Raw genomic sequence first — 26,016 nt, 5'->3', positions numbered from 1 at the left:
AGCACTCGCTAGGCACGCAGACGAAATGTTGGGCATTGTCGCAATGTCGCTAAACACCCAAAAGGTGATTGCCGACGAGTGCTGTGGTGGTTACGAAAAACTAGATGCCCTTCGCATAGCGGCAATTGACACTTTAGCGGCAATACAGGCCAAGGAGGCAGGGCCAAATAGAGGTACCAAGGAGGCGCTGCAGCAGGAAATCGATGAGCTGATTGTGCGAATTGCGTTGCTCGAGCAGGACCTCGGCCAACTGACTTGGGCTTTTGGCCGCATCGTTGCCTACGCTCGATCCCAAGCACAGGAAATGAATGATCCGCACGCGATGACGCGTTTCAAGAAGGAGTTGAGCGCAGTCGAATCTGGGCTCTCTTTACTCCGAAAGCCGCTCGGGACAAACGTCATCCACGGGGGGTTCGGTGGCTAAGAAGCTCTACAAATGCGCCCCAGGTTCATTTCGACTTCCACTCTTTGCCGATTCCAACGGCAAGTTGAAGTCACGCAAAGCTGATGGCGTTCCATTTGTACACTGGCCTGACGGAAGTTGGTGCCTGCCTGCCAACCTGTATATGCAGGAGCTGTATCGCCGAGGCCTTTCTACCAAAAATGGTGGTGGCACACTCGCGACGTATGCCGCAGGGATTAGTCATCTGATCCGATTTTGCTGGGATACGCGCAAGGATCCACGTGAACTATCGAACGATGATTTCGCTAAGTTCATCAAACAACTCTCGGATGAGCCGTGTCGGCGACATCTTGGGCAAAAGGCTAGAAATGCCAACCGTGTCGTCGACGTCGGGCGCGTGTGCCTAGATTTCCTTGATAGCTACGCGCGCCATCTGGGAGACGCGTCAATGGTGGGGCCGGACGGACGGATCCGCTGCGAGAGGAAAACGGCGCGCATAAGAACTCGCCGCAAGGATGGATCTGCAGGTGAAATCCAACGCCAGTACTGGCATCACCATGCATTCCCACAACGCGATCCTCTTCGAAAGCGCCTTCCAATCAGCGCGGCCTCGATCGCACTGCTGCAAGCGGCAACGATTGAGTGCAGCGTATCGCGCCATCAGCGCAAGCGCCGCCTGGTAATGCTCAAGCTTCTGGAGATGACAGGCGGCCGACGGGGGGAGGCTGGGCGCTTGACAGTCAAATCTGTTCGTGACGCCGCAGCAATGGAGCATCCAATGCTGCGGTTGCCAACGCTCAAGAAGCGGAAGGACGAAGACAGGCTAGTTCCGGTGCATGGTCATGATCTCCGGCTTGTGCTCGAGTACATTGACGTGAATCGGTCACGTGTTATCCGTGACAAGTTGGGTAAATCCAATGATCACGGGATCGTTCTCATAGGCGAAACGACTGGCCAGCCGCTGGATGTTGGAACTATTACGCGCGAGATTTCCACTCTTGCAAAACAAGCAGGCCTCACGGGCAAGGCCTGCGCCCACATGTTTCGTCATAGGTTCATCACGAAAGTTTTCGTTTCGCTCATTGAGTTGCACCGGTGCGCAAATACTGACGAGTTCCGTCGCTTCCTTCTGGATGGTGAAGCGATCAAGCGGAAGGTAATGGAATGGACTGGGCATGGAAGCATTGCGTCGCTTGAGCCTTATATACATCTGGCGTTCGACGAGTTCGCTAACATCAAGAAGACCTACTCGCAGATGAACACGTACCTGGTGATCGACTCGTTCGCATCAACGATCGAGCAGACGCTACTGGAGATCAAGAGTGCGGGCAGTCACCGAGAGCAGGCAGTTGCCATCTTGGCGACGTTCTCTTCGCAGCTCGCAGACCTCAAGCGAGAGCTTCTCGGGCTGGATCGAATGGCCGAGGATGCACATCTCGAGGCGGCTTAATCTCGAAGGGGCTTGAGGAGTACTCAGACCTCGGATGCGGCCCAAGTGGATGTTGAGTGCCTATGTGTCAGGAAAACCCCTGCTCATTCTGCCTCGCGGTGACCAGGACGAGTGGGCAGACCCCGAGCCGATCGTGTTGGACGGCACGCTCGCCGACCTCAGCGCCACGCCCGATATTCTGAAAGCCCTGATTGCTCAGTACCCCTCCCTGCAGTACGACGAGTCGGCGCAGCGCCTTACGATCGAACCGGTGAACGGACCGGCGCTCAGCGCCGTCAACGCGGTGCTGAGATCGCCGCTGTTCGAGATCCGCGAAGTGAGCCGCGACGAACTGTTTCGGATTCAACAGCAGGTGCTCGGGGATCCGGCCGCTGCGTAGGACGCGCATGCCCCCGGCGCGGCGCCGTCCAAGTGACCTAGTTCACTGCCGCGGCGTCCCGCGCGGCGCGTATGCTGACGCCGTCGATTGTCTTGGAGGTAGGCATGCCCTGGCACGGTGACCGGCTCGATTCGTCCACCCCCGCGCCCCCGCCTGAACGGCCGGTTCCCGCACCGCCGGTCAGCGATCCCTGGCTGATGTGGAAAATCGCCGGCGGCATTCTGATCGCCTTGTTTGTCTGGCGCGCGTTTGAGGCCTATCAACAGCGCGTGGCGATGGAGATGTTCTTGCGCGAGATGCAGGAGATCACCAAACCCGGCGCCGATCCCTTGGGACTGCAGGCGGCGGCAGCGCGCCAACGGCAAGCAGAGGCCGCCCGCCAAGCCGCCCACTCGCGTGCTGTGGCCGCGTCCCGGGCCGCCGCCCCGGCGTCCACCACGCCCGGCATTCGCGCACTCCCGGCGGGCTACCGCTGCCTGCAGGGCACATTGCTCTACCAGGCCGAGGACGGTGCCTTGAAAAACATCACGGCGCAGACGAACCACTGGCATTGTCCCGGCGGCGGCGTGCAGAACTGCTGGCAAGTCACGCCCGCGGCAGTGGGTTGTCGATAGGGGAGCTGGGTGTTTAGTGACGAGGGCAGGGTCCGCCTCACTCGTTGGACCAGTCCTCCGTCGAGCCTCGCGCCGCTAACGGCACATACCGTTCGCGTGGCGTCTTCCACTCCAGAAAAAAGGCGAGTGGATCTTGTGTGCCAATGAAGTCGCGCGCGAGACGAAGGCGCTCGTCCACGGTCTCCCGCTCCGCCGCCGGCAAGTCGCTCGCGCGCTGCTCGACGCCGCGAAAAAACTGCTCCAACGACGTCGCCTTGGCCCACGCTTGAATGACCTGTTCAAGCTGCGCGTGGCTGTCTTTGATCGATTGGGCCTCGGCGCGCTGGTCGGCTTCGCGGCGCTGGCGTTCCGCTTCGATCAACCGCTCTTGTCGCCAGCGCTCGCGCCGCTCCGCCGCCTCGTCGATTTTCTTCAGCACCACTGGGGTGGCGTCCTCGAGTGATCGGATGATGCGGCGAATGTCGGTGGTCAGCGACCGGGTTTTGGTTTCGTCAAACGTGGTGGTCCACGCCACGTCATAGTGCGGCGCGTAGACCGCCAAGCGGAGCCGCCCCGAGGGGAAATCGCGCATCGTGGTCCAGTCATCGAACCGGGCGCGCGACGACCTGGGCGAGGTGAGCACCGTGTCACGCACGTAGCGGCCGTCGACATAGCGCGCGCGGACCGACTCGCTCATTTCCACGATCGTCAGTCCAAAGGCCACATCGTGCATGTACACGAGCGTCGGACGGTTCGGGGCCCAGCGACGGTGGAAATCGAACCGGTCGTCACGGTCATCCCGTAAGCTTCCCCTGATTCCGCACACCTGAGAAGTAGAACTTTCTGGCATCTTTGCAGCCAGGAGGTTCAGATGAAGAAGTCACGATTTACCGAAACCCAGATTGTTTCGATCTTGAAGCAGGCTGACGCGGGCATTCCGGTCAAAGACCTGTGCCGGCAAGCCGGAATCAGTCAGGCGACCTACTACGTGTGGAAATCGAAGTACGGTGGGATGGACGCCTCAGATCTGAAGCGCGTCAAGGAGTTGGAAGCTGAGAATGCGCGGCTCAAGCGGATGTATTCCGAGCTGGCGCTGGACAACGCAGCGATGAAGGATCTGATCGCAAAAAAACTGTAGGGCCGGCGCAGCGGCGTGAGGCGGTGCGGTTCCTGGTTGAGAACCATCAGCGCCCTTTGCGTCGTGCCTGCGACTGCGTCGGCCTGTCACGAACGGCTTGGTATGAACCGCCACTCGACTGGACTGTGCGCGATGCCGAGATCATTGCGGCGCTAGCAAAACTGGTCGAAGAGCGCCCGGCGCGCGGCTTTTGGAAGTGCCGCAAGCTGCTTCGGCGGCTTCACCCGGAATGGAACCACAAACGCATCTATCGAGTGTACAGAGCAATGAAACTCAACTTGCGTCGTGCGACCAAGCGTCGTCTTCCCAAGCGCGAGCGGGTCCCGCTCTACGTGCCGCGACTTCCCGACACGGTGTGGTCGGCGGACTTCATGGCTGACGCGTTGGCCTGCGGCAGACGATTCCGCACGTTCAATGTGGTCGACGACTTCAATAGGGAAGCGCTGCACATCGAAGTCGACACGTCGATTTCGTCGCTACGGCTCGTCCGCATTTTTGAGCACCTCAAAGAGCATCATGGACTGCCTCAGGTGCTGCGTACCGACAACGGCCCTGAGTTCCTAGGCGAAGCATTCGTGCAGTGGGCAAAAGCCAATGGCATGGCCATTCAGTACATCCAGCCAGGCAAGCCCAACCAGAACGCCTACATCGAACGTTTTAACCGGACATTTCGCGAGGAAGTGCTCGACCAGCACCTGTTCCAACGGATCGATGACGTACGCGAAGCCGCGTGGTGGTGGATGATCGAGTACAACGAAGAGCGACCACATGACTCACTGGGCGACATGACGCCCAGCGAATATCGTCAACACGTCAGGAGTTCTACTTTAGAAGTGTTCGCTTGACGGGGAAGCTTACGATCCGGCAGGTTCGGGGTCGCTTCTTTTTCGGATAGGCGCCGACGGCTAAAGCCCGAATCAAACGCCGCCATGACCACGCGGTGGCCGGCCGACTCCAGGGCATTGAACAGGTCGTTCCCGAAGGCGAGGGCCTTGTCGAGCCCAGACCGCGAGGCGTGGAGGTCGACCAGGAGTTTCTTGTACGGCCGCAAGTACCCATCGTCGTCGACCGGGCGACTGTTGAGGCAATGGGCCTTGGCGCCCTGGATCAAGGGATGCGTGCCCGTGATCTGGCGCTGTCGTACTGGCGCGGGCGTTGGGGGCCTCGGGATCACCGCCGGGCGGGGGCGGGGCTTGGGCGGCGTGGGCAGGGTGCCGGTCAGCGACCAGGTTTCCGGATCCCCGGGCAACGGAGGGGGTAGAGGCGGCTGCTTGGGCGCCCGGCCGACGGCCAATTTCGCCCAGTAGCCGCGCTCGGGTCGGGGGACCTTGAGCACGCTGCAGACGCGCGCCATGTAGCTGCCGGAGACCTTGAACTGAGCGGCAACCTTCGTCATCGGCATCGACCACACCAGGTCGTAGAGCGCTTCTCGGGTGATCACGCGTGTCTACCCATGTTCGCTCTGCGGCGGGCCAAACCTTCCGACACCCAAGGCCCGTTAAGTGGCTCGGCCTGCGCTCGCCGGAGAGTGGGCGGTTCAGCCGCCGTGCTTGAACACATGGTTTCGATGATAGTGAAGGTAGGCGTGCTGTCGGTCATTGAAGGGGCCTGCGTTCCATGTGCCGGGGATGCTCCAACGTGTGAGGATCGATCGATCCAACCGCGGTGAAATGAGCAGCTTCCCTTCGTCGGCAAACGAAATAAACCCTTGATCAAACAAGTGATCGATATGCGGTGCCAATAACAGGCCGTTACACCCGTCCAATTTCTCGACGTCATCGCACGCGCGCCACGGTTTGATGTGGCTGGCGCGCAGGTGGCGCGGGTCGTTTACGCCGGTGACCCGGCATCGTGTTTCGTTGAGGCGCACATTGGCCTTGAACACCCCCTGACCTCGGCGGGCGAGGAGAAGCTGGCGTTTGGAGGTCTCGCCAATATCCGTGCGCCCGCTCATCGCCTCCGCGTGGCGAAACTCATCATCGCTGCCTTCGGCGTCGATCTTCGATTGGAGGATGGTCAGTGAACTCGCGTATGCCTCGCCGATGACGGCGATGAGCGCGGTCGCCAGGGGCGGAGGCAGTTCCGTGAGGTACACCGACTGAAGGCCGTCGCCTGAGTGTTGGAGCGGGGAGTACTTGCCGGGCAGGTGCGGTCGCAGCGCTTCGATGTGGTCTTTGGGTCGGATGGGGTGGCCAAATTCCTCAAACTCCACCGGCACCAACCACCCTTCGGACGCCCATGTCGAACCGGCGCCACCGAAGTCGGGTTTCGGCGACGACTCGGCGCGACCGACGGCGAGTCCGATCGCCTTGATGCGCGTGTCGCAGAAGGAGAACACGACATCGCCGGGGGCAACCTCTCGCATGTTCTCGTAGAAGTGATTTCGAGCCCCGTCGGCGCGCGTCTTTGGTGACCACAGAAACCCGCCGGGTACTTCGCTTCGGTACGTCTGATTTTGATTTACCCACCAATGGCGCATGCCTGCTCCCAACATGGGGTTCAACATCCGGCCGGCCGCCTTATTGACGCGGCTTTTGTTCCGGTGTCGCGTATCGAATTGGCGGCGTGGAATTGCCGCAGCGGCTGTCCGGGCGATTGAAGCAAAACTGCACGGTATGCTCGCAGTCGCGCTGGGTGGGACTTGGCTTGAATTGCAGGGCAAACACGGCGTCCCAAGCCGCCTGATCAAGATGGGGCGACTGGCTCGACGCGGTGATACGGTGATCCGAGGCATGGCCTGATTCGTCGAGCACAAACGCAATCGTGACGTTGCCTTCGTGGTTATCGCGCACCGCGAGCGGCGGATAGCGCGGTGGGGCGGGCGGTGACGCCCACCGATCACTGCAGGACCGGGGGGCCTCTGAGGGAGGCGTTTTCGCCTCCGCCGCGACAATCGAAGTGCTGGACATCCAGGCGGCGGCCAAGAGGCCAATGATCCGTTTCGGCATGACGAGCGCGCTGTCTGCAACGTGGGGGCCGACAGCTTAGGACACGCGGCAGGGTAGGTGCACACTCCGCGGCCTGTTGAAGGGCGCTGCCAGGGGTGTGATGCCTCCCGTCAGACGGTCGGGTCGACGCGCCATTCCGTCATGAAGCCGTCGTACACTCGCCCCGCCATGGGGCACTTCTCTGGGGAGTGAATTCAATGAAGGCAGTGTTGCGAGTGGGCGTGGCGCTGGTGCTGGCAGGCGTGGTGGGGACCGCGTCGGCCGGATCGTACTTGCGCGTGATGAGTTGGAACACCCTGCACTCGGGGTGGAGCGGATCGACCGATTGGCCTGGCTACGCCAACCAGGCCTGGAAGCAGTTCGGGTCGTCGTCGAGTTCGACCAACGGCGTGGACCTGATCTTTGCGCAAGAAGTGATGTACGACACCGCGGCGGCCAACATTGCGTCCGCACTCAATGCGGCCAGCGGCCAAACCTGGGCGTACCGCGTCACCGCGCCGATCGGCCGCAGTTCCTACAAGGAACGCTACGCGGTGTTTTACCGCACCGATCGCGTGCAGCTGCTCTCCGAATACGTGTGGAGCGATGTTGGCGACAAGTTCGAGCGCGAGCCGCAAATCGTCAAGGTGCGCCACATTCAAACCGGCGCCGACTACACGTTCATCAACTGGCATGCGGTGTTTGGCACCACGGCGGAGCGTCAGCAGGAAATCGCCGACATCGCGACCGTGTTCTCGTCGATTCAAAACGGCAGCAGCAGCGATCAAGACGTGATCTTGCTGGGCGATACCAATCGCGATGCCACCTCGCCGTGGTGGAACACACTGACCGGCCTCTCGCCGGCGGTGAGCCACAAGGTCAACGACCTGACGTCCATCAACACGAGCTGTCAGTTCGCCAGCCCCTACGATCACTTCTTTTTTCAGTCGAGCTACGTGACGGAGTACTCGAGTTCGGGCCGCGACTACATCGCCAATATGTGCGTCATGCGCGATCTGTCGGATCACGCGCCGATCTGGGCGCAGTTCTACTCGTCCTCCGACACGGACTAATCGCGTGAGGCGAGGTGGGTGGGCCAGCGCGACGTTGATCGCGCTCGGCTTAATCGTGTGGGCGACCTGGCGCTCCGCACCCGAGCGCCCCGTGCCGGCCGCGGTCGAGGCGGCACCGGCGGCGACCACACCCGCGCCGGTCGGCGACGCGCCGGTCCTCCCTTCGCCACAGGAGCAGGCGACCGGCGGGCCGTTCTCGACGCTCCTGCTTCCGGACGGTGGCATCGAGGCGTTGCCCGCCAGCGTCGAGATCGGCTTAGCGTTTGTCTCACCCGAGGACGCCGCGCGGCACGACGCCTTACTTGACGAGGCTGCGGCCGAGGCGCGCGCGGATGACTTCGAAGACCTCGCGAACGTCGAATCGTGGCGGGCGGTGCCGGCCGTTCGGCAGTCCGACGGCGCCGTGCGCGTCGGGCCTGTGGCGTTGCCGCCGGCGGACGGGGTCTGGGTGCGCGCGCGCGGCAGCGACGGCCTGCGCTACTACGCCCATCGATTCGTTGTGTCTGCACCGCCGGCGGCCATTCAACCAATCGTCGGGGCAGGCGTGCGGATCCAACGTGAGGTGGTGGATGACAGCCGAGTATCGGTGCTACTACGTCGGCGCAGTGACACGCCCGACGGTATTGCTTGGCAAACGCTTCAACGGCAGTTCGCGCCGGATGTTCTGGAAGCCTTCTCCGAGACGCCCATTCCCGCTGATGTGGTCACGGTCCTGCGACCGTTGGAAGCGCAGCCGATGGACGTCCAGTTTCTAGTGAATGGCATTCCTGCGCGTCGCGTGGAGGTGCTGCTGCACCCGGGCGCGATTACCGACGTTGTGCTGGATGAACAGGCTCAGTGGGTGGCCAGTAGACTCGCGTTTGATCTCGACCTGCGAGTCGTCGATGCGGAGACGCAAGCCCCCATTCCTGACGCACGAGTGGAGTGGGCCGGCGATCGCGGACTCGTGGAAAGGGTCATCAATTCGCTGGGTAGGGCAACCTTTGTCGAACTTGATCGGCGCCGACCTCAGCGTTTCACCCTCATGATTTCTCCTGATGCCACGGGGCGACCGACATACGCAGAGCGCGTTCCATTTGAGGTCAACATCGAAACCGATCCGATTCTGATCGAGCCGACGCCACGCCTGGAAAAAACGATCGCGCTTGCTCCTCTCCATTGGATCGAAGTGGACTTGAGTGCTTTAGGACCGAACCCCGTTGGCGAGCAAGACAGCGCCTATCCGATATTTGTGCTTCAGCGTCAGTCGGAGGGCGAATGGACCGATGTCAGCGCTGAATACTTCCTGCCGATCGAGCGGGGATTGGCCGTGTCGATAAGCGAATCCGGCACCTATCGCGTGGCCATGGCGCTCTCGCCTTGGCGCGTGGCGTATACACCGAACACGCAGGTGGCGGGTGGTATCCCTTCACGCGTCGCCATGCAGCCCGCGGCGGGCGCCAACGCCCAGATCCAGGTGCTTGATGAAGGCATTCCCCTAGCGAATGCGATGCTCACTGTGCGCGGCTCGTTGAAGGGGCTGCCACCGTGGTCGATGAAGACCGATGCGCTGGGCCGCCTGTCCCTGCCTCAAGCGACGGAACACGTGGTTTGGCTTGAGACGGATGAGCAGGGCGAAGTAGCCATCGATCTCGAACGAGGCCAACGCGAGGCAAGGCTGGAACGCATGACGCCGTGAGCGTCTGCCTGTTGGAGTGACTAAACAGGAGACTGCGCGGATTCGCCGCTCAGCGTACCAGCACACGGCTGTCGCCCACCGGCAGGACGCCAAAGGGTAGGGCAATAGGATCGTCTGGCGTGAAATTCGCAGCGAGCTCGAAACGGTCAGGCTTAGCTTCGAGATACACCAGGGCGCGCTCGTTGAGCTTGGCGGCCTCGACGCTGGCCATGAACTTCGCCGCCTGCAGCGCGCGCACTTGTAGTGCGTGCACGCCTTTCAGGCGTCCTTCGCGACGAACTTCGAATCCCTCAGCGGAATGAATGACGTAGTAGCGGGTCACGGGCGGCTCCAAGTGAAAAGGGCGCCCCGCAGCGCAGCTTATTCCGGTGCTTGCCTGCCGGACCAGGGGTCGCGCTCGGGCTTCTGCGGGGCGGAGCCAGTGTGTGACGGCGGACGCGTCAAATCTGTCGGGTAACGCTGGCGCGTGGTGTAGGACTTTTCCTACATCCACACTCATCGAGAGTGATTAGCGGCGCTTATCGGGAGTAGGGAAGGGCGACCTTCGGCCAGAAGCAGTCGGTCAGACAGCGGGTAATTTTGTGCCCCAGATTTAGTTAGGGAATAATGTCCCCTCCTGGTTGGCACGCAAGTCTCTGAAACGTATGAGCACGCGAGAACACAAAGTTCTCTCCCGACAGGATCGACGTTGTGTCTAGAGCCGTCGATGGGCGCTAACAAACTCGATCCCTCAAGTCGCCCAACCTATCTCGGAGCGATTTCCATGTCGTCCACTATCGAGTCCAAATCACCGCGCGAGTTCTCGTCGGAACAGGTCGCCGAGTTTGAGCAAGCCGTGCGGGAAGGCGGGGAAGTCGTACCCGCTGGCCTCCGTGATCGACTGATGTCGGCCCGAGCACTCGTGCTACTACACGAAGAGAAGAAGCTCGCTGCAATTGCCGCTCTCAAGATGCCATTGACGGCCTATCGGACTCGCGTTTCTGAATCCGCCGGCGTTGATCTCCCGGCGTCGACCTATCCATTTGAACTCGGTTGGGTCTACGTCTACCCGTTCGCTCGGGGAAGACGGTACTCCCAGGCGGTGTCTAGCAAAGCGCTAAGCAAGTGCGACGGAAGAGGTGTCTTCGCTACCTCCCGAGCAGACAACGCGGCTATGCATGCGTGAACCGCCCCGGGATTCGTGGAGGCTCCAACTCTTGAGAGAATGGAGCCATGAACAAGACGAACAAATTTTCTCCCGAAGTCCGCGAGCGGGCGGTTCGGATGGTGCAGGAGCATCGGGGCGAGTATCCCTCGCTCTGGTCGGCGGTTGAATCGATCGCACCGAAGATTGGCTGTGTGCCGCAGACTTTGCTGGGCTGGGTTCAGCGTCACGAGATCGATAGTGGCCAACGATCGGGCGTGACGACGGCGGAAGCCAAGCGGGTCAAAGAACTCGAGCGCGAGGTCAAAGAGCTGCGCCGGGCCAACGAGATCTTGAAACTGGCCAGCGCGTTTTTCGCCCAGGCGGAGCTCGACCGCCGACTCAAGTCCTGAGGGACTTCGTGGATACCCACCGTGTCACATTCGGGGTCGAGCCGATCTGCAGTGCTTTGCAGATCGCCCCATCGGGCTACCGTCGACATGCAGCGCGTCAACGAGATCCGGATCGGTGCAGCCATCGAGAAAGGCGCGATGTGGTGCTGATGCCGGAGATTCAACGGGTCTGGCGCGCGAATTTGCAGGTCTACGGTGCCGACAAGGTGTGGCGCCAGTTGGGACGCGAGCGGATCACGGTGGCGCGATGCACGGTCGAGAGATTGATGCGGAAGCTCGGCATTCAGGGCGTGCGACGTGGCAAGGTGGTGCGCACCACGATCAGTGACAGCACGGCGCCGTGCCCGCAGGACAAGGTCAATCGACAATTCCGCGCCGATCGGCCGAACCAGCTTTGGGTCTCGGACTTCACCTACGTCTCAACCTGGCAAGGATGGCTGTACGTAGCGTTCGTCATCGACGTGTTTGCGCGCCGCATCGTCGGCTGGCGGGTGAGCGATTCGATGTGTACGAACTTCGTGCTGGATGCCCTGGAGCAGGCGCTTTACGCCCGTCAGCCGGAGCGTGATAGCGCCTTGGTCCATCACAGCGACCGCGGTTCGCAATACGTATCGATTCGCTACAGCGAACGCTTGGCCGAAGCAGGCATCGAACCGTCGGTCGGCAGCCGGGGCGACAGCTACGACAATGCCCTGGCTGAAACCATCAACGGCCTCTACAAAACCGAACTGATCCATCGCCGCGCGCCATGGAAAAGCAAAGCTGCCGTTGAGCTTGCCACGTTGGAATGGGTGGCCTGGTTCAACACCCAGCGACTGCTCGAACCCATCGGCTATATCCCGCCTGCAGAAGCCGAGGCAAACTACTACCGGCAACTCGCTGAGAAGCCCGTTGCTGAAACAGCGTGACTTAAACCAAACAGCCTCTACGAAAGCCGGGGCGGTTCATGCGACTCTCATGCGGCTGGGTTTTGGGCCGGCTGGTTCAACCTATCGCTCGCTGCGTGGCGATCTAGCACTCCAATTGTTCTTGCGGCCAGCTGGAGTCCGTTAGGAATTCGGGGTCACCGCCTCATTTGAGTAAACGACCTCCTGCCACAGTCAAACGAGGTCGATGAATGACCCATCGATGAGCCATCGAATTTGGTTAGCTCCTGGCCGGTGCCGCCCCGGTATCCTTGGATGAGGTCTTGGCGGAACGGGTAATGGCAAAGGCGAAAAAGAAGTCCACGGCGACGCGCAAGTCGGCAACCCCGCGGAAGGCCACGCCGAAGCCCAACGCATCGCCCAAGCCCAAGGGGAAGGCCAACCCCAGAACGCGCCCGGCCGTAGATACCGTCCGCGCCTCCCGCGACGGCCACGAGTTCCACGAAGCTTGGATCGCTCGAAAGTGTCTGGGCTTGCTACTGCCCGGGTCCGAGTTGGTCGGCATTGCGGTGGAGGGCTTTGCCAACGAGGATCAGCGCGGCGTCTCGAAAGAAGGCAATGAGATAGCCGACGCGGTCATGTACTTTGGAGGTCGGCCCAACCTCCAGCATGCCAAGCGCGCGGTCGTGGTCCAGGTGAAGTACTCCAAGGCGGCCGAGCACAAGCCGTTTCGGGCGGCGGACGCGAAGAAGACGATTGGCAAGTTCGCGCGCACGTATCGCGCCTGCAAGACGTCGCTTGGGACCGACAAGGCGCGGGCAAAGTTGCGGTTCGAGCTGGTTACCAACCGGCCCATCGAGCCCGCGCTGCTTGAGGCCATCGAAGGTCTGGCGGCGCAAGGCCCGCTCAAGAGCGACGCGAAAACGCAGGCCAAGCAGGTGGCGGACGCCTGCAAGCTGACGGGCAAGGACCTCGCCGAGTTCGCCGCGCGACTAGACATGATCGGCCTGACCGGCGACCTGCGCGAGAACAAGCAGCAGCTCGCACTCACCCTGGTGGACTGGTCAGACGCGCGGGACCACATGGCCCGCCGCCGTCTCGCGGATATCCGGGAGATGGCACGCGACAAGGCAGGTTTGATCAAGCAGCACCGAAACGTCATCGTGCGCACGGACGTGCTGGCTGCGTTGGGCCTGTCCGACGACAAGGATCTGCTCCCGGCGACGGCGAGTTTTCCGCCAATTGGAAAAGTGGTCGATCGCGTGCAGCTGGACGACACGGTCCACCGCATCCCGCGGCTTACCCGACCGTTAGTCGTGCACGCCGAAGGCGGCTTCGGAAAGACGGTCTTCATGAACTCGCTGGCCGCCCGCCTGGGTCACGAGCACGAGACGATCCTGTTCGACTGCTTCGGCATGGGGCAGTACCGCGCCTCCGACGACAGCAGGCACCTGCCAAGCCGCGGCCTAGTGCATATCGCCAATGAGCTCGCCTGTCGAGGCTTGTGCGACCCCATGCTGCCCTCGACCAGCAACAGCGAAGACATCCTTCGCGCATTCCGAGTCCGCCTGGAGCAAGCCGTCGCGACGTTGCGCCGCGGCTCGGCGGACCGGCAACTGGTCCTGCTGCTCGACGCGATCGACAACGCCAGTGAAATCGCTCGCGATCGCAATCAGGATTCGTTCCCGCGCCTGTTGTTGCAGAGCTTGGAGCACGGTGCAGCAATCGCAGGTTTGCAGGTGGTCGTCAGCGCCCGAACGCACCGGCGGATTGCCGCGACCGGCGAGATTTCCGCCGAGGAGCTCGAATTGGCGCCGTTCGTCGAGCGAGAGACACGTGCGTTCCTGCGCACCCGCGTGAGCACGCTGACCGAGACGATGGTCCAGGTGGGCCAGGCGCGGTCCAAGGGCAATGCTCGTGTGCTGGAACACTTGGCCGCGGAGCCTGGCCTGCTTGCGCCGAGCGAGATCGACGAGCCGATCGCGCTGGACGACCTGATCCAGCACCGTATTGACCAGGCCCTGGTGGAGGCACGTAAGCTGGGCAATGCCGATCGGAGCATCCGCGCTTTCCTGGCGGGGCTGGCCACCTTGCCGCCGCCCGTGCCGCTCAAGGAGTACGCGCAAGTCAACGGCATGGCCGAAGGCGCGGTCGTCAGCTTCGCGGCAGACCTGTCTCCGCTTCTGGAGCAGACCAAGCATGGCCTGATGTTCCGCGACGAGCCGACCGAAACCCTCATCCGGCGCAAGTACGCCGGCGACGCGGCGCCGCTGCGTGAACTGGCGGCAAACCTGTTCGCCATGCAGGGCGAGTCGGTCTATGCCGCCACGACGCTTCCCGACCTGCTGCTGCAGCTGGAGGATGGAGAGAAGCTCTTCCAACTGGCCTTCGACGATCGACTGCCCGCGAGCATCACCGGCATCGTGGGCCAGCAGACAATTCGCCATGCGCGCATCCGCGCCGCCGTGGCGCACGCCGTTAGCGTCAACGACTTCGATCACCTCGTGCCTTTGCTGGTTGAGTTGTCGACCCTCGCTGCGATGGACCAGCGGGGAACGACGTATCTGCTGGACTATCCCGATCTCGTGGTTGCTTCCGCCGATCCAGATTCGCTTAGGCGCATCTTTGAAGCGCGAACCCCGTGGCCCGGCTCCCGCCACGCCCGTCTTGCGATTGTGCATGGGCTGATGGGCGAGACCGCCGAGGCAATCTGGCACGCCAGGTGGGTCGCCGAGTGGCTGCAACACTACTTCGACCAGACGAGCGACGCGCATGACCGCGCGCACCCGACGGTGCTGGACTTGGCGGCGCGCCCGTTCTGCTACCTGCTCGAGGGCGATGGCGAGGCTGCGGCTCGAGACCTGTCGGGCTGGGTCAGCGCCGAGTACGGGTACGACACCGCAAAGGCGATGTTCCAGCTAGCACGCCATCCCGAGGCGGCGCGCTTGATCTCACCCGAAGTGATGTTCGCCTGCGTCGATGCGCTGGCATCGATCGGGCCGATCGCCGCGGCAATCTGTTACACCACCGGCAGCCCAGAGCAGCAGCGCGCCCAGCTCGAGTCACTCGCGGCGGTGTGCACGGCGGGCGGCCCGGTGAAACTTCGGGATCACTATCGACCCGACGAACGCCCGTTGGTACAGGGTATGGTGGAGGCCGCGGCAAAGGCGGTGCGCATGGGGATGCCCGCCCAGGCCACCGCAATCCTCGCGGCGCTGCCTTTGGCGTCGCCGGGCCTGCACGTGTTCATGGACTCCTCGTACTGGATCGGTGAGGTCGCCACATACATTGCGCGGCAGGTCATCACCTGCTGCGCGACCGGCACTCTGGTTGGTCCCCGCGACCTGCTGCCGCGTGAACTGGCCGAGCACGCCGCAACGCTGCCTCCGAATCTGCCCGAGTCGGAGTTCCTCACCGCGCTCAAGGAGGCTCTGGACGCGGACTACCAGGCTAGAGCCAAGGCCGCCAGGGACGCCCAGGAATATGCGCGCCACGACTACAGCCACCACGCATCAGCGGTGCAATTCCTCAAGGAACGAATGCCGCTCTGGCTCGATATCGCACGTGACTTCGCACAGGCTGTTGTCGGTTCCGGTTCGGCAGCACCTAGCTTGGCGCCGTTGACGGCCCGCTGGATGACGCTGCGCAACACCTCCGATTACCACTCGGGTGGCCGCTTGGCGCAACATCAGCACAACACGGTCGGTGAGCGCTTGTTGGCGCTGGCTCTCGCGGCGAACGACGCATTTCCTACGGGCGAAGTCGCGGCCCACATCGAAGCGACCAGCGAACCGGACACCACGCCCGTGTCGAACCTGATCGGGCTCGTCGACTTGATGGCGTCCCGGCCGGCATTCCATGAAATGGCCGGGGCCCTTGCGATCAAGGCGAGCGCGGCCATCGAGAAAGAGCATGATGTCACCGACCGCGCTACACACTTCGCGCGACTCGGGCAGGCGATCACGTTGGCCAGCCCCGTAGAAGCGGTCGCGTACTTCCGGAAAGGGATCGAGCAGATGGACGCGATCGGCTCGGGCGACTATCGCTTCGTGGAGGGTTTGATGCACTTCGCCGGCGCGTTGAACGGCAAGGGTCTCGGCCAGCGCGAGAGCCACACCCTTTCCAACATCTGCGAGCTCAACTTCGGCGAGGAGCAGAAGTTCGGCTGGGGTTCCTACGGCGCCGCGATGAGCCGGGTATCCGGCGTGGCCGGGCTTGCAAGGCTGGCGCGGTGGCAAGACCGCGGGCGAATCTCGTTGGACTTCACGCTGTTGCCGTATGTGCGGGCCCTACTGGAGGACAACAAGCTCGATGCCGAGCTCGCCCTGACGGTCTTGCGACTGTCGAATCCAGCTGAGCTCTACGTGTGCGGAACCACGCAGCTGGTCGCCACTCTTGAATCCAAGCCGTCCGCACGCGTAGCCGCCGTGGCCACCGAGCTCGTCGCGCAATACCTGCAGAACAACCCTGGTTCGCTGGGGTCGGAAACGCCCCGCGCGCTCGCCCGCTTCGCCGGCTCGGTGCTGGGCAAGGACGCATGGCAGCCACAGTACCTTGAAGCGGCGGCGGATCGGATCGAAGTCAAGCGCGAGGACCACAACCGGCGCGCCAACTGGCGCGCGTCCGGAGACGACGCCGCACCTCGAACCTGGGAGGAAGAGCAGAACAAGGCGAAGGTGCAAGTTCTGCAGCTCGCCGCGGCCACCGATCCGCTCGATGAGGTCGCGGTCGGGCGCGTCTTTGATGCAGCCCGCACGCAGCACCGGAACATGTGCTTCTCGGGCGATGTCCTCGATGCGCTGCGAGCGAAGGTGGCGTTCAAGCAATGGCCTGACTATCTCGCGCTGATCGCGCGGCTCGAGATGTTGGACCTGTACGAGAAAGAACGGGAGCTGCGCACCTGCAAGGAGCAATGGGTCGCCTCCTCGCTCGCCGTAGCCGACGCGCTCAAAGCATGCGCTCCAGTCATCGCACGGGTGAACGCACGCGAATACATTTCCTTCGACTATCTGTCGGGCTCACACGTCCGCACCCTCGAGGAAATCTGTGGTTTGGCGCGCCGCGACGTGCTGATGCTTCTCATCCGTGAGTTCACGCGTCCCAAGATGGCGGTGCCGGCCTCGGTGTGGCTCAACTTTGCTGCGGAGTTCAACGAGAAGACGACGCATGGCGTGGGCGAGGTGGCGCTGACGCGCTTGCTGCAGAGTGGACCCGCGAAGCTTGCGTCCAACACGGAGGACGGGGCGTGGCAGGATGCGATGACCTTTACCGGGGATGCCGTTGAGGCCATTGCGGGAATGATCTGGCTCCAGCTTGGTTCGCCAATCTCCCGGCAGCGGTGGCTCGCCGCCCATAGTCTGCGCACGGCGGTCCGCCTGGGACGCGCCGAGGTACTGGATGCGGTCGTTGCGAAGTATCGGCGCCGCGACGCGGCCCCCTTTCAGGCGCTGGAGCTGCCGTTTTTCTATCAGCACGCCCAGATGTGGTTGTTGATCGCGATGGCGCGTATCGCGCTGGAGGCGCCGAAGGTCATCGCTCGGCACGCCGATTTCCTCGAAACGATTGCGTTGGACGCTGTGGACCGCCACGTGCTTCGCCGGCATTTCGCGGCGCAGGCCCTGCTGGCCTGCGTGAACGCGAGCGAGATGCGCCTGTCGAAGGCTCGGGTCCAAAAGCTGCAGCGCGTCAATAGTTCGAGCTTCGCCGCCCGGAAAGAGAAGGACTACTACGGAAGCGACTTCTCCCCTATGCGCCCCAAGGGAATGGCCGAACCCCAGCCCGAACTGCATCTGGACTACGACTTCAGCAAGGACGACGTTGCACAGCTGGCGAGTCTGTTCCGACGGCAGCATTGGGAAACGGTGGATGCCCTCGTCGCCAAGGTGCGTGAACACGACGCCGAGATCGAGTTCATGAGCGATTGCAAGGGGCGGTCGCGACCCGGGCGCGACCACTACAAGCGCGGCATCGACCCCGAGTATCAGGCTCACGGCGAGCAGCTGGCCTGGCACGCCTTGTTTTCGGTGGCCGGCGATCTGCTCGCCGCGCACCCATTGGTCTGGCGCGGCTACGAGGAGGAGGATCCGTGGGAGGACTGGCTCTCGCGCAGGGTCCTGACGCACCCGGCGGGTTTGTGGCTCGCGGACGGCATGGACCACCAACCGCTGGACTCCTGGGGCTCCTTGATGGCCGTGGGCAACACCGCGATTGACCTCACCGGGGATCCGGCAGCGTTGAAGGCATTGCTCGGAATCGGCGATTCGGTTGGAGACTGGCTCATCGTCGATGGCAGCTGGCACTCCAACGAGAACGTCGAGATCCGAGTGATGTCAGCGCTGGCGCCACGTGATCAGAGCGCCGCATTGGCCGAGGGGCTGGCCGCTCAGGGGCCTTTCCAAGCCTACTTGCCGCAGCTGCGGATGTACGAGGACGACGGGCCGGCCTCGAAGCGGGATGCGCCGTACCTGCCGTGGATCGTGCGCAAGGAAGCCTATGCGCATCTGGACGAGACCGATGCCTTGGGCGCCGACGGCGCGGTGCAGCGCCCGCGCTTGAGCCGGGACACCACCGCGTTCGCCAAGCTGCGATCTGTCGATCCGTTCGACCGGACTTGGAAGAATGCCGCCGGCGAGACCGTGGTACGGGCCGACGCATGGATCGAGTCCTGCCGACATGAGGAAGGTCCGAGCGAAGGTTTGCGTCTGCGGTGCCGGACCGATGTCGTGCGAGCGTACCTGGAGGCTCGCGACGCTGACCTGATGTGGTTGGTGTACCTGCGCTACCGCGACGAAGGCTACGGAAGTCAGCGCACCCGTTACAGGCACACCACCGCGGTCATCCGGATGAGTTCCTCGCTGGAGGTGAGCTACACACCAGGCCGAACGAACGAACTTGAGGAGTCTAAGCACTAGCGGCCACTCTGGCGCAGCGGCGTTGCCAGTACGCCCGTATTGATTCGATGGCCGCCCCACAACGCCGTCACGCGGAAGCACGAGCAAGATTCCTGGGTGTCGGCGAATGTCAGTCCATGGCCGATCTCGCACTGAGGAAATTTCGACCCAAAGCCGATATCGTGCGCCAGTGATTGCCCCCGAGTCGGCCAATCATGAGACCGTAACCGTTGCTCGCTCTTGCTCCGGCTTCGCTGTTCAGGCGCAGTTTCATCGCGCTACCCTGAGTTACTACATTCGGGAGCATGCCGATGAGACAGCTGGTCGTGGCGTGCGCCGACATCGGTTCGATGAAGAACACGAAGAGCAACTTCGGCTGGCATTCGAGCGCCGGTGCTGAGGGATGCTATGCATCGGAGCTGGTCGCCCATCTCGCTGACCTGCTTGCCCAAGGTTTGCCGGTGGCGCTTGGCTTCGAGTGTCCTCTGTTCGTGCCTCTGCGCTCCGATGAGCGAGCGCTGACAAATCAGCGGGCTGGTGAGGAAGGGAAGCCGTGGAGTGCCGCCGCTGGCTGCGGAGCCATGGGCACCGGTCTGGTGCAGGTCGCCTGGATTCTTCGGCAGCTGAGAGATCGCTTAAGCGGAGTGCCAGCGTTCTCACTGACCTGGTCGGAGTTCCAGCAGGCTAGGGGCGGCCTTTTCTTCTGGGAAGCCTTCGTCACCGGCACGGGCAAGCGCGACGGTCACGTTGGCGATGCGCGGTCGGCCGTGGAAGCGTTCCAGGCAGCCCTTCCGACCGTCGATTCGGCCAACGCGCTGCCGAACGATGGTGCCGTGCTGTCGCTCCTCGGAGCCGCTCTGATTCGTGCTGGGTGGACGAAGGATGTTTCGGTGTTGAGCCAGCAGCTGGTGGTGATTCGCACCTCAGCTCAGGTGTGATGCCTCAGGCTTCTACACGCGCGTGCATGCAGTCCTGAAAGGCGTCGTAGACACCCAAGAGCCGGCGACCCACCTCCTCATCTTCACCTGCGTGGAACGCGGTTCGGGCCCCGTACCAGACGAGGGCGTTCACGGTGCGCATGACCTCTTCCAGCATGTCGTCGTCGTACCCACCGATGTATCGCGCGACCTGGCGCTGCCCGCCGTGGGTGTAAGAATTCATAGCGCTCCAAGCGCGTTGTTTCAGCTCCGACAACGCGGTCGCTAGCCGGCAAGCCGGTATCTCCGCAATGCGATCGAGCATGGCCCCCATCCGAGGGAAGTCAGGCTCGTTGTTGTCGACAATTGGGCCGGCGAAGGTCTCAACCCATGCTTCGTCGGCGCTGAACAGCACCCAGTTGGCACGTACCAAGGCCTCGTAGTTCAAGCGGACCAACGCCATGGCGACAGTCGGATTGTCCACGAGCATGGCTGCCACGCCATGACCATGCGAGAACGCTATGCCACACAGAGCCAGCGTGACGCGGGAGCGGTCGTTGGCGGGCACGCGCTCCCCGAGCGCATCGAGGATGTCGTTGTGGAAAGCATTCGAACGTTGGACCAGTTCATTCGGCATCTTCGGTCTCACGCTCCACTGCTGATGAAGTTGACGCGCAGCTGGTGAAACACGAGCTCGACTCCGTTTCTGCGCGCGTACTCGGCCACCGTTGGGGCCACTCGGCTTGCTCCACCGTGAACAAGGATCGAACGCACTCGGCCTTCCGGGCACCAGTCGGTGTTGGCCGCGAACAGGTTGCGATAGCGAAGCAGCTGGTCGACGTCGACGGTGGAAGGCGCGTGCTGCTTGCACTCGACGATGACCGGCGTGCCAGCGCGATCTTGCAAGAGCGCATCGATGCGGCCTCGGTCGGGCATCACGAGCTCGCGGACGTTCAAGCCCGTGTGCGAAATCAGTCCGGGTTCAAGTTGGTCCGGGTGGAGTGCGATGTAGTCGGATAACGCAGTTTCCATCGCGAAGGCGCCGATGATAGGTGCCCAGTTACGCTCGTCTCGCATCGCCGCTCGTATGTGTTCGAGCTTGCCGATGGGGATGGCACGGATAGTTGCGCGGACTTCGCCAGGCGAGAAGCGAACCGCTTTTGGCAATGTAACCACGACACTGGGGTCAATCGGACCGACACCCAGATCCCAGCGGACGAGGATGCGCCGACCGTTCTCACCGTGAGGCAAGTCCTTTCGAGGCGGAACGATGGGATCCCAGACCGCGTCGTCGACTGCGAGGCGGAAGATGCGCCCGAGTCGGCCCACTCGATGCTCGGGCATGCTGGCGACGATCCAGTCACCCTCTCTCATCCGAGCCAGCGCGTTGCGCACGCCTGACCATGACTGGTCCTTGCTAGAGCCTTGTAGGGTGTAGCCAGCTCCGGGCGGATACCCTACCGCGCAGATCTGCTCGCGATACCAGAACTGCCACTGCCCAGGGTGGTGCCCGATGTGGCAGTGGACCCGCCAGAATCCGGGAGCATCAACAACGTCGGTCACGGTTCCACCTCATGCCCGCCCATGCAGGCTTTGTCCAACTGTCGTCGAACTGCTCTGCCTCGAGCAACTCGCGCTGTTTTGCTGCGGCGCATCTAGGACTTTCTTGCCTCCATCATGTCTAGGATTGTGGCACCACGCGGCAGTTGTTCTAGCACCCCTTGCCCTGCACTATCGTGGTTGCTCCCGCTGAGGCCGAAGACCAGGACGGTATGGACAAGAAGGAACAGGATGCGTTGTTCCACGGCACATTCGAGATACCGCTTGCAGACTGCGAGCTTCGCCAACTGGACACCGATGAGCCTCGCGTGTACGCCGGCCCAGCACTCCTGACACAGCGGCAGGACAAGTCGCTGCACCTGCGGCTGTTCGCGGCGCCACGCGGCGAGATTGAAGGCATACGGGAGTTCTTCGACGCCTTGGAGGTCACCCCGGGAAAGATTCACCCGGATTCGAACTACTACGACTTCACGGGAGTCGACCAGCACGGGGTGACTTGGAAGGCCGAGAGGCTTTCCATCGAATGTTCGTACGGGGTCAACAGTACCTATGTCCAAGCTCGCGTCCGAGCCATCGAAGCCAGCGAGGACTACGGAAACAAGGTACCCAGCTCAACAGCACATGCGTTCGTGCCTGGGACCTTCAAGCTGCCGTGGCACAAGGTCACCAAGACCGAGAGCTCGATCAAGACAGACATCTTCGAAGGCGAGAGTGAGCGTTACGCCTGGAAGCTACATCAACGGGAGGATCAACTCGACATCTCGTTCACCGTCAAGGGCGGCCCAGTTGGCGATGATTTCTGGCGTTTCCTTGGAGCGATCTCCGTGCTGTGCGGAACGGCCATCGATCCTGTCCTGGTGATGATCGGTGAGGCCGGCAAGCGCATCCGACGATTGAGGACGCAACGTCGTCCTGGCTGGACGGCTTCCCTGGCAAGGCCTCTCTCTGACCTTGCGCCGGATGCTGCACACTCGCACCACTTCATCGCAAGGTACCTACGCGGAACCAAGCACTCACCCCCAGCAGAGCAAGACTCCTTCGACACACTGCAAACGGTTTGGCACCGAACGCTTCGGACGGCGAGCGACCTGGACATCGGGCCATTGGTGATTGGCGTCAACATCGAGGCGGTGGTCATGGACCTGTTCGCGTCGGAGGTCGACATGGACACCGAGTTCATCGATGCCATCGAGAAGGCCAAGGACATCGTGCAGAGATCAGGCATGGCAGAGCGTGTTAAGCACCGGGCGCTTTCCAGTCTTGGTGGGGCTGTAAAGCCTGGGCCGAAACAAGTCCTCACGCGGATTCAGGAGCAAGGATTCATCACCGCAAATGAAGTGAAGGCATGGGTCTCGTTGCGGAACCATGCAGCGCACGGCGGCGACGTTGACGACTCGTCGTATGAGGCCTTGCAGGGCGCTGTCGACAAGTATTACAGGTGCCTTGGGCTGTTCTATCGGTTGCTCTTCGTCGTTGTTGGCTACCGCGGACAGCATCGTGACTTCACCGCACCAGGCTGGCCCATCGCTTGGTTTGGTGATGGGCCACCAGCTATCAAGGGTTCGGTCGCATGAGTACGGAGATCCCAGACCACAACATTCGCGGCGCTCTGCTGCTATTGCTCGCAGACATGCACTGCTGGAAGTGCGCCGGGACGCTCCGGGTCGGCGCCCTCGCGGGCCAATCTCACACCGAGGCCTGGCTCGACGAAGCAGAGCCGCCGCGCTGGTTGCCGTTCGGCGATCCGGCTGCGTTGCAGCGGGTGACATCGATGTCGCCCGAGCTCGAAGCTCTGGTGCATCGGCATCTGCCGACCTATCACCTCGCTTTCAGTCAGACGTCAGAGATGGGCTACTTCATGAATCACTGTCCGCATTGCGAGGCGAGCACGGGCGACTTCTACGCACAGGCACCAGATGGTCCATTCTTCGCTTGGCCCAGGCCAGGAAGAGAAGGCATCGAGATCATCGAACTAGATGACGGCGAGATCACGGCGGAGCCGCCCTACATCATCCCACCAGAGTTCAACGCCACGCCTCGCCAAGCCAGAGAGCGCATGCCGAAAGCTATCAAGGCCGCCGAGAGAGAGAAGGAATAGCCATGCCGAGCTCGATCGTACTCGCCACCACCGAGAGCACCGTTCGGTGGTATTCCTTCGACGATGCTGCTGCCAGTGCTTGGCGCCAAGGCGATCCGCCTATCCCATTCACGCTCAGCGAAGTGCTCAATCTCCGAGGCCGGGTGTTGGCTGGAGACAGGGACACTGCCAAGCACTGGGCCAAAGCGATGGGGCTGACCACTTGGCGGTACGTCCGAATCTAACTCCACAAGTCAGACGAGGCGTGAGCTTTGTGGCGATTGAGCTTTGACTCTTTGACTTCGACAACCCTTCTGCCCCCTTCGGGGCTGAGGTGGGCTAGGCGAGGCCAACGCAATCCAGCCACTGCTGCAAACAGCCGCGTCATCGGTGGTGCGTGATTGGGATGCAAGACTCGATGCAGGCCGGAAGGAACAGTGTTTGCGTGAAGAGCTTGCTAAGTGGCGGGGCGAGCAGGCCGTCGAATCGTTTGGCGAACTTGGCGATGCCGTGGCCGACATCGAACGGATCATGCAGTCAAACAAGCCCGACGCTGTTAAAGCGCCGAACACCAAAACGCCGGCGCGGCACTGGAACTACCCTTCGTAAGGCGCGTAGAGGGCGGGGAAGCGGTATTGGGTCTACGCGAAGTGCACTACGACGGCGGCAAGATCGCCGCTTGGAGGTTGCGCGAAGCCCGTCCCAGCGGCGAGTCGTTTGCCGAGCTGCGCCGCAACCTGCAGCGCATGACTGAAGCGCTGCAAAAGTCGGTATTGGAGGAGCGGCAGATGGACGGCAAGAGCACGCCGGTGGAAACGGAACATCAACCTCATCAGCCACGTCTTTGAAGCGCGACTCGAAATTGGAACTGGTCAAAGATCTTGGGGCGAGAGGCCGCGGCGCCGCGATGCTAACTGACGACCAGTTGATCGAACGCGACTCCCGTCGCGACCTCGGTGCCGAGTTGCTTGAGGCCATTCGCCTGGTCAAGGCGGGCAAATTCGGGGCTACTCATAGAATCACGATTGGCGCAGGTCATCCTGACACGGACGCTGTCGAGCGGTAACGCGAAAGGCCTCCCTCAGCTGCTGGGCCAGAATCCGATCCGACTGCTGCCAAGGATTGACCTGACCTCCGGGGTTCGTTGATCACGCTGGTGGTCTTGGATCAGTACCCACCGACGCTGGCAGACGTTGCCTCGTATACATCAGCGAACTGGCGATCTACGCGAAAAGTTGGCGTCTGGATAAAGTCTGCTCCTGGAATCGCCAAGCTACGGCCAGGGGTTTCAAATCATTCGAACGGTGAGACGGACTCGACGCCACCCGATTTGAACACTCCGTTGGGAAAGTCATTCAAACGACCCCGGGGGAGACCATCATCGACTCCGCCCAGTCGGAAGGCACGACTGTCCAGTAACTGTCGCCAATGGGCAGCACGCAAAGGACCAAAATCTCACATAGAACCGAGAAGGGGCGCTTCTGGTTTGGCACGAACGCGCCAAAAGTCGAGTCTCCTTGAACGAAGTCCTGGCGCCGAATGTACTCTGTTCGAATGGCTTGCCGGATGGACAAATTTGTAGCACCTACCTTCGCTTTTTCCTGGGTTCCGCGCCTCACCCCAGCCCAAACGATGTACTTCCAACGAGCAAGCGATCTGCGTCCGACCTGCCGCCGCATCCACTCAATATCGAAAGCCCACTCCGGATCCATCTGGTGCTTTTCCAACTGGTACGCGGCGTAGTTCTCAATCTCTGCGAAACACAGTTCTGACCAGAGCTCGAACCGGCTTTCAGGGCAATCAACTCGCCAATCGTGCTCTTTGAGTTGTTCCTCCAGCAGCTCTGCCAGTCCAGCCTCGGGGTACGCCGCCCAGCAATACCGCCAGTCCAACAATTCGAAGGGCAGCGTATGTTTGCCTTGCGACGCCGTCAGCCAGCGCTTGTCAGGCCAAGGCAGTTCTATCACCCCCCTAATTGCCAAACGCTCCAGCAGTTCTGCTGTCAGTCGAAGCGTGGGAGCGAATGAGCGGTTGGGTTGGTGGTTGGCACTGATCAGGGCGAGCAAACACGCGACCTCCAAGGGGGTCAGACCATCCAAGGAACGAGGGGGATCGCCGCAGCGCTTCGGTTCGGTGAATCTGGTCAAGGCTGGACACTAAGAAAATCTTAGTATCGCATCTCGCGTGAGATTGGGAGCCTCGTCCGGAGTATTCCTCTGGACAACCGCTTGTCACGTCGCCCAAAGTCGATCAGCCCACTTCCGAGCCGTATTCGCGAAGCCAGGGAGGCGATTGGCCTATCTCAGTCCAGATTGGGAGAGTTGGCAGGGCTTGACCCGTCGGTTGCGAGTGCCCGAATTAACCAGTACGAGCGTGCCGTCCACGAACCGAAGTTTCAAATGGTCGTGCGGATGGCGGAGGCCCTTGGGGTGCCAACTGCCTATCTCTATTGTCAGGAAGATGAAATGGCAGAGGTGATCTTGAAACACTGGCGCCAGCATTGAATGGGCGGGGAAATACCGACCCTTG

The 26,016-nt window shown here is 62.0% G+C and carries 23 protein-coding genes and 1 other annotated feature; of the genes, 15 read left to right on the top strand and 8 right to left on the bottom strand.

What is annotated here, in order from left to right; all coding sequences use genetic code 11:
- The first annotated feature begins 25 nt into the window (after positions 1-25).
- From IFO71_RS01720 to IFO71_RS01705, 4 genes are all read left to right on the top strand, one after another.
- A complete protein-coding gene (locus tag IFO71_RS01720) occupies positions 26-424 on the top strand; it encodes a hypothetical protein (RefSeq protein WP_192027791.1) in 399 nt (132 codons plus the stop codon).
- Complete coding sequence (locus IFO71_RS01715) at positions 417-1,853, top strand: tyrosine-type recombinase/integrase (protein ID WP_192027790.1); 1,437 nt, start codon at positions 417-419, stop codon at positions 1,851-1,853. The genes IFO71_RS01720 and IFO71_RS01715 overlap by 8 nt, the downstream gene beginning before the upstream one ends.
- Positions 1,854-1,887: 34 nt before the next feature.
- A complete protein-coding gene (locus IFO71_RS01710; protein WP_192027789.1) occupies positions 1,888-2,232 on the top strand; it encodes a hypothetical protein in 345 nt (114 codons plus the stop codon).
- A gap of 104 nt (positions 2,233-2,336) precedes the next feature.
- The gene (locus tag IFO71_RS01705; protein ID WP_192027788.1) at positions 2,337-2,846 is read left to right on the top strand and encodes a hypothetical protein; all 510 of its coding nucleotides are present in this window, start codon (positions 2,337-2,339) and stop codon (positions 2,844-2,846) included.
- Positions 2,847-2,883: 37 nt separating this feature from the next.
- On the opposite strand, the gene IFO71_RS01700 is transcribed toward IFO71_RS01705, so the two are convergent.
- On the bottom strand, positions 2,884-3,558 hold the full coding sequence (locus tag IFO71_RS01700) for a hypothetical protein (protein ID WP_192027787.1): 675 nt from the start codon (positions 3,556-3,558) through the stop codon (positions 2,884-2,886).
- 138 nt (positions 3,559-3,696) lie between these two features.
- On the opposite strand from IFO71_RS01700, the gene IFO71_RS01695 reads away from it, so the two are divergent.
- Positions 3,697-4,808, top strand: a protein-coding gene (locus tag IFO71_RS01695; RefSeq protein ID WP_192027786.1) for an IS3 family transposase whose coding sequence is annotated in 2 segments (ribosomal slippage) — positions 3,697-3,949 and positions 3,949-4,808 — 1,113 coding nt in all. Because the reading frame shifts where the segments join, the coding sequence is not laid out codon by codon here.
- Here IFO71_RS01695 and IFO71_RS01690 read toward each other — a convergent pair.
- The 3 genes from IFO71_RS01690 to IFO71_RS01680 all read right to left on the bottom strand — a co-directional run bounded on the left by IFO71_RS01690 (position 4,769) and on the right by IFO71_RS01680 (position 6,911).
- Entirely contained in the window at positions 4,769-5,404 is a 636-nt protein-coding gene (locus IFO71_RS01690) for a hypothetical protein (protein ID WP_192027785.1), read from the bottom strand. The two genes, IFO71_RS01695 and IFO71_RS01690, sit on opposite strands and share 40 nt — an antisense overlap.
- Before the next feature lie 96 nt (positions 5,405-5,500).
- Complete coding sequence (locus tag IFO71_RS01685; RefSeq protein ID WP_192027784.1) at positions 5,501-6,442, bottom strand: HNH endonuclease; 942 nt, start codon at positions 6,440-6,442, stop codon at positions 5,501-5,503.
- Between the two features lie 40 nt (positions 6,443-6,482).
- Positions 6,483-6,911 (bottom strand): energy transducer TonB, encoded by a 429-nt coding sequence (locus IFO71_RS01680; protein WP_192027783.1) that lies wholly within the window; start codon positions 6,909-6,911, stop codon positions 6,483-6,485.
- A 215-nt stretch (positions 6,912-7,126) separates the two neighbouring features.
- Here IFO71_RS01680 and IFO71_RS01675 point away from each other — a divergent pair, with 215 nt between their 5' ends.
- Together IFO71_RS01675 and IFO71_RS01670 are read left to right on the top strand one after the other, a co-directional pair.
- Positions 7,127-7,963 (top strand): exonuclease/endonuclease/phosphatase family protein, encoded by an 837-nt coding sequence (locus IFO71_RS01675; RefSeq protein ID WP_225444289.1) that lies wholly within the window; start codon positions 7,127-7,129, stop codon positions 7,961-7,963.
- 91 nt (positions 7,964-8,054) lie between these two features.
- On the top strand, positions 8,055-9,641 hold the full coding sequence (locus IFO71_RS01670; RefSeq protein WP_192027781.1) for a hypothetical protein: 1,587 nt from the start codon (positions 8,055-8,057) through the stop codon (positions 9,639-9,641).
- 49 nt (positions 9,642-9,690) lie between these two features.
- Here the strand turns inward: IFO71_RS01670 and IFO71_RS01665 are convergent, their stop codons facing one another.
- Positions 9,691-9,963, bottom strand: a complete 273-nt coding sequence (locus tag IFO71_RS01665) for a hypothetical protein (RefSeq protein WP_192027780.1) — start codon at positions 9,961-9,963, stop codon at positions 9,691-9,693.
- Positions 9,964-10,853: 890 nt separating this feature from the next.
- Here IFO71_RS01665 and IFO71_RS01660 point away from each other — a divergent pair.
- The 3 genes from IFO71_RS01660 to IFO71_RS01650 all read left to right on the top strand — a co-directional run bounded on the left by IFO71_RS01660 (position 10,854) and on the right by IFO71_RS01650 (position 19,871).
- Positions 10,854-12,085 (top strand): IS3 family transposase gene (locus IFO71_RS01660; protein WP_192027779.1). Its coding sequence is split into 2 segments (ribosomal slippage): positions 10,854-11,142 and positions 11,142-12,085, totalling 1,233 coding nucleotides; the frame shifts between segments, so codons are not numbered across the junction.
- Positions 11,132-11,248, top strand: a sequence feature (AL1L pseudoknot). It overlaps the preceding gene by 117 nt.
- A 296-nt stretch (positions 12,086-12,381) precedes the next feature.
- A complete protein-coding gene (locus tag IFO71_RS01655; RefSeq protein WP_192027778.1) occupies positions 12,382-18,954 on the top strand; it encodes an NACHT domain-containing protein in 6,573 nt (2,190 codons plus the stop codon).
- A 290-nt stretch (positions 18,955-19,244) separates the two neighbouring features.
- Positions 19,245-19,871, top strand: coding sequence for a hypothetical protein (locus IFO71_RS01650; RefSeq protein WP_192027777.1), 627 nt, complete (start codon positions 19,245-19,247; stop codon positions 19,869-19,871).
- Positions 19,872-19,875: 4 nt separating this feature from the next.
- Here IFO71_RS01650 and IFO71_RS01645 read toward each other — a convergent pair whose 3' ends face one another.
- Both IFO71_RS01645 and IFO71_RS22420 read right to left on the bottom strand, forming a co-directional pair.
- Entirely contained in the window at positions 19,876-20,487 is a 612-nt protein-coding gene (locus tag IFO71_RS01645) for a DUF6988 family protein (protein WP_192027776.1), read from the bottom strand.
- Between the two features lie 8 nt (positions 20,488-20,495).
- Complete coding sequence (locus IFO71_RS22420; RefSeq protein WP_192027775.1) at positions 20,496-21,413, bottom strand: endonuclease NucS domain-containing protein; 918 nt, start codon at positions 21,411-21,413, stop codon at positions 20,496-20,498.
- Between the two features lie 209 nt (positions 21,414-21,622).
- On the opposite strand from IFO71_RS22420, the gene IFO71_RS01635 reads away from it, so the two are divergent.
- The 4 genes from IFO71_RS01635 (at position 21,623) to IFO71_RS01620 (ending at position 24,335) form a co-directional block, all read left to right on the top strand.
- The gene (locus IFO71_RS01635; RefSeq protein WP_192027774.1) at positions 21,623-22,984 is read left to right on the top strand and encodes a hypothetical protein; all 1,362 of its coding nucleotides are present in this window, start codon (positions 21,623-21,625) and stop codon (positions 22,982-22,984) included.
- A 56-nt stretch (positions 22,985-23,040) separates the two neighbouring features.
- Positions 23,041-23,508 (top strand): hypothetical protein, encoded by a 468-nt coding sequence (locus IFO71_RS01630; protein ID WP_192027773.1) that lies wholly within the window; start codon positions 23,041-23,043, stop codon positions 23,506-23,508.
- 420 nt (positions 23,509-23,928) lie between these two features.
- Entirely contained in the window at positions 23,929-24,096 is a 168-nt protein-coding gene (locus tag IFO71_RS01625; RefSeq protein ID WP_192027772.1) for a hypothetical protein, read from the top strand.
- A 26-nt stretch (positions 24,097-24,122) separates the two neighbouring features.
- Entirely contained in the window at positions 24,123-24,335 is a 213-nt protein-coding gene (locus tag IFO71_RS01620) for a hypothetical protein (protein ID WP_192027771.1), read from the top strand.
- Between the two features lie 507 nt (positions 24,336-24,842).
- Here IFO71_RS01620 and IFO71_RS01615 read toward each other — a convergent pair.
- Positions 24,843-25,553, bottom strand: a complete 711-nt coding sequence (locus IFO71_RS01615; protein ID WP_192027770.1) for a hypothetical protein — start codon at positions 25,551-25,553, stop codon at positions 24,843-24,845.
- A 162-nt stretch (positions 25,554-25,715) separates the two neighbouring features.
- Between IFO71_RS01615 and IFO71_RS01610 the strand changes: the two genes are divergently transcribed.
- The gene (locus IFO71_RS01610) at positions 25,716-25,991 is read left to right on the top strand and encodes a helix-turn-helix domain-containing protein (RefSeq protein WP_192027769.1); all 276 of its coding nucleotides are present in this window, start codon (positions 25,716-25,718) and stop codon (positions 25,989-25,991) included.
- Positions 25,992-26,016 lie beyond the last annotated feature (25 nt).

Source organism: Pseudomarimonas arenosa (assembly GCF_014841215.1).
Taxonomy (GTDB): domain Bacteria; phylum Pseudomonadota; class Gammaproteobacteria; order Xanthomonadales; family Xanthomonadaceae; genus Pseudomarimonas; species Pseudomarimonas arenosa.
Note: the sequence above shows the minus strand (reverse complement) of the source record. Positions and strands in the feature narration are given on the sequence as shown.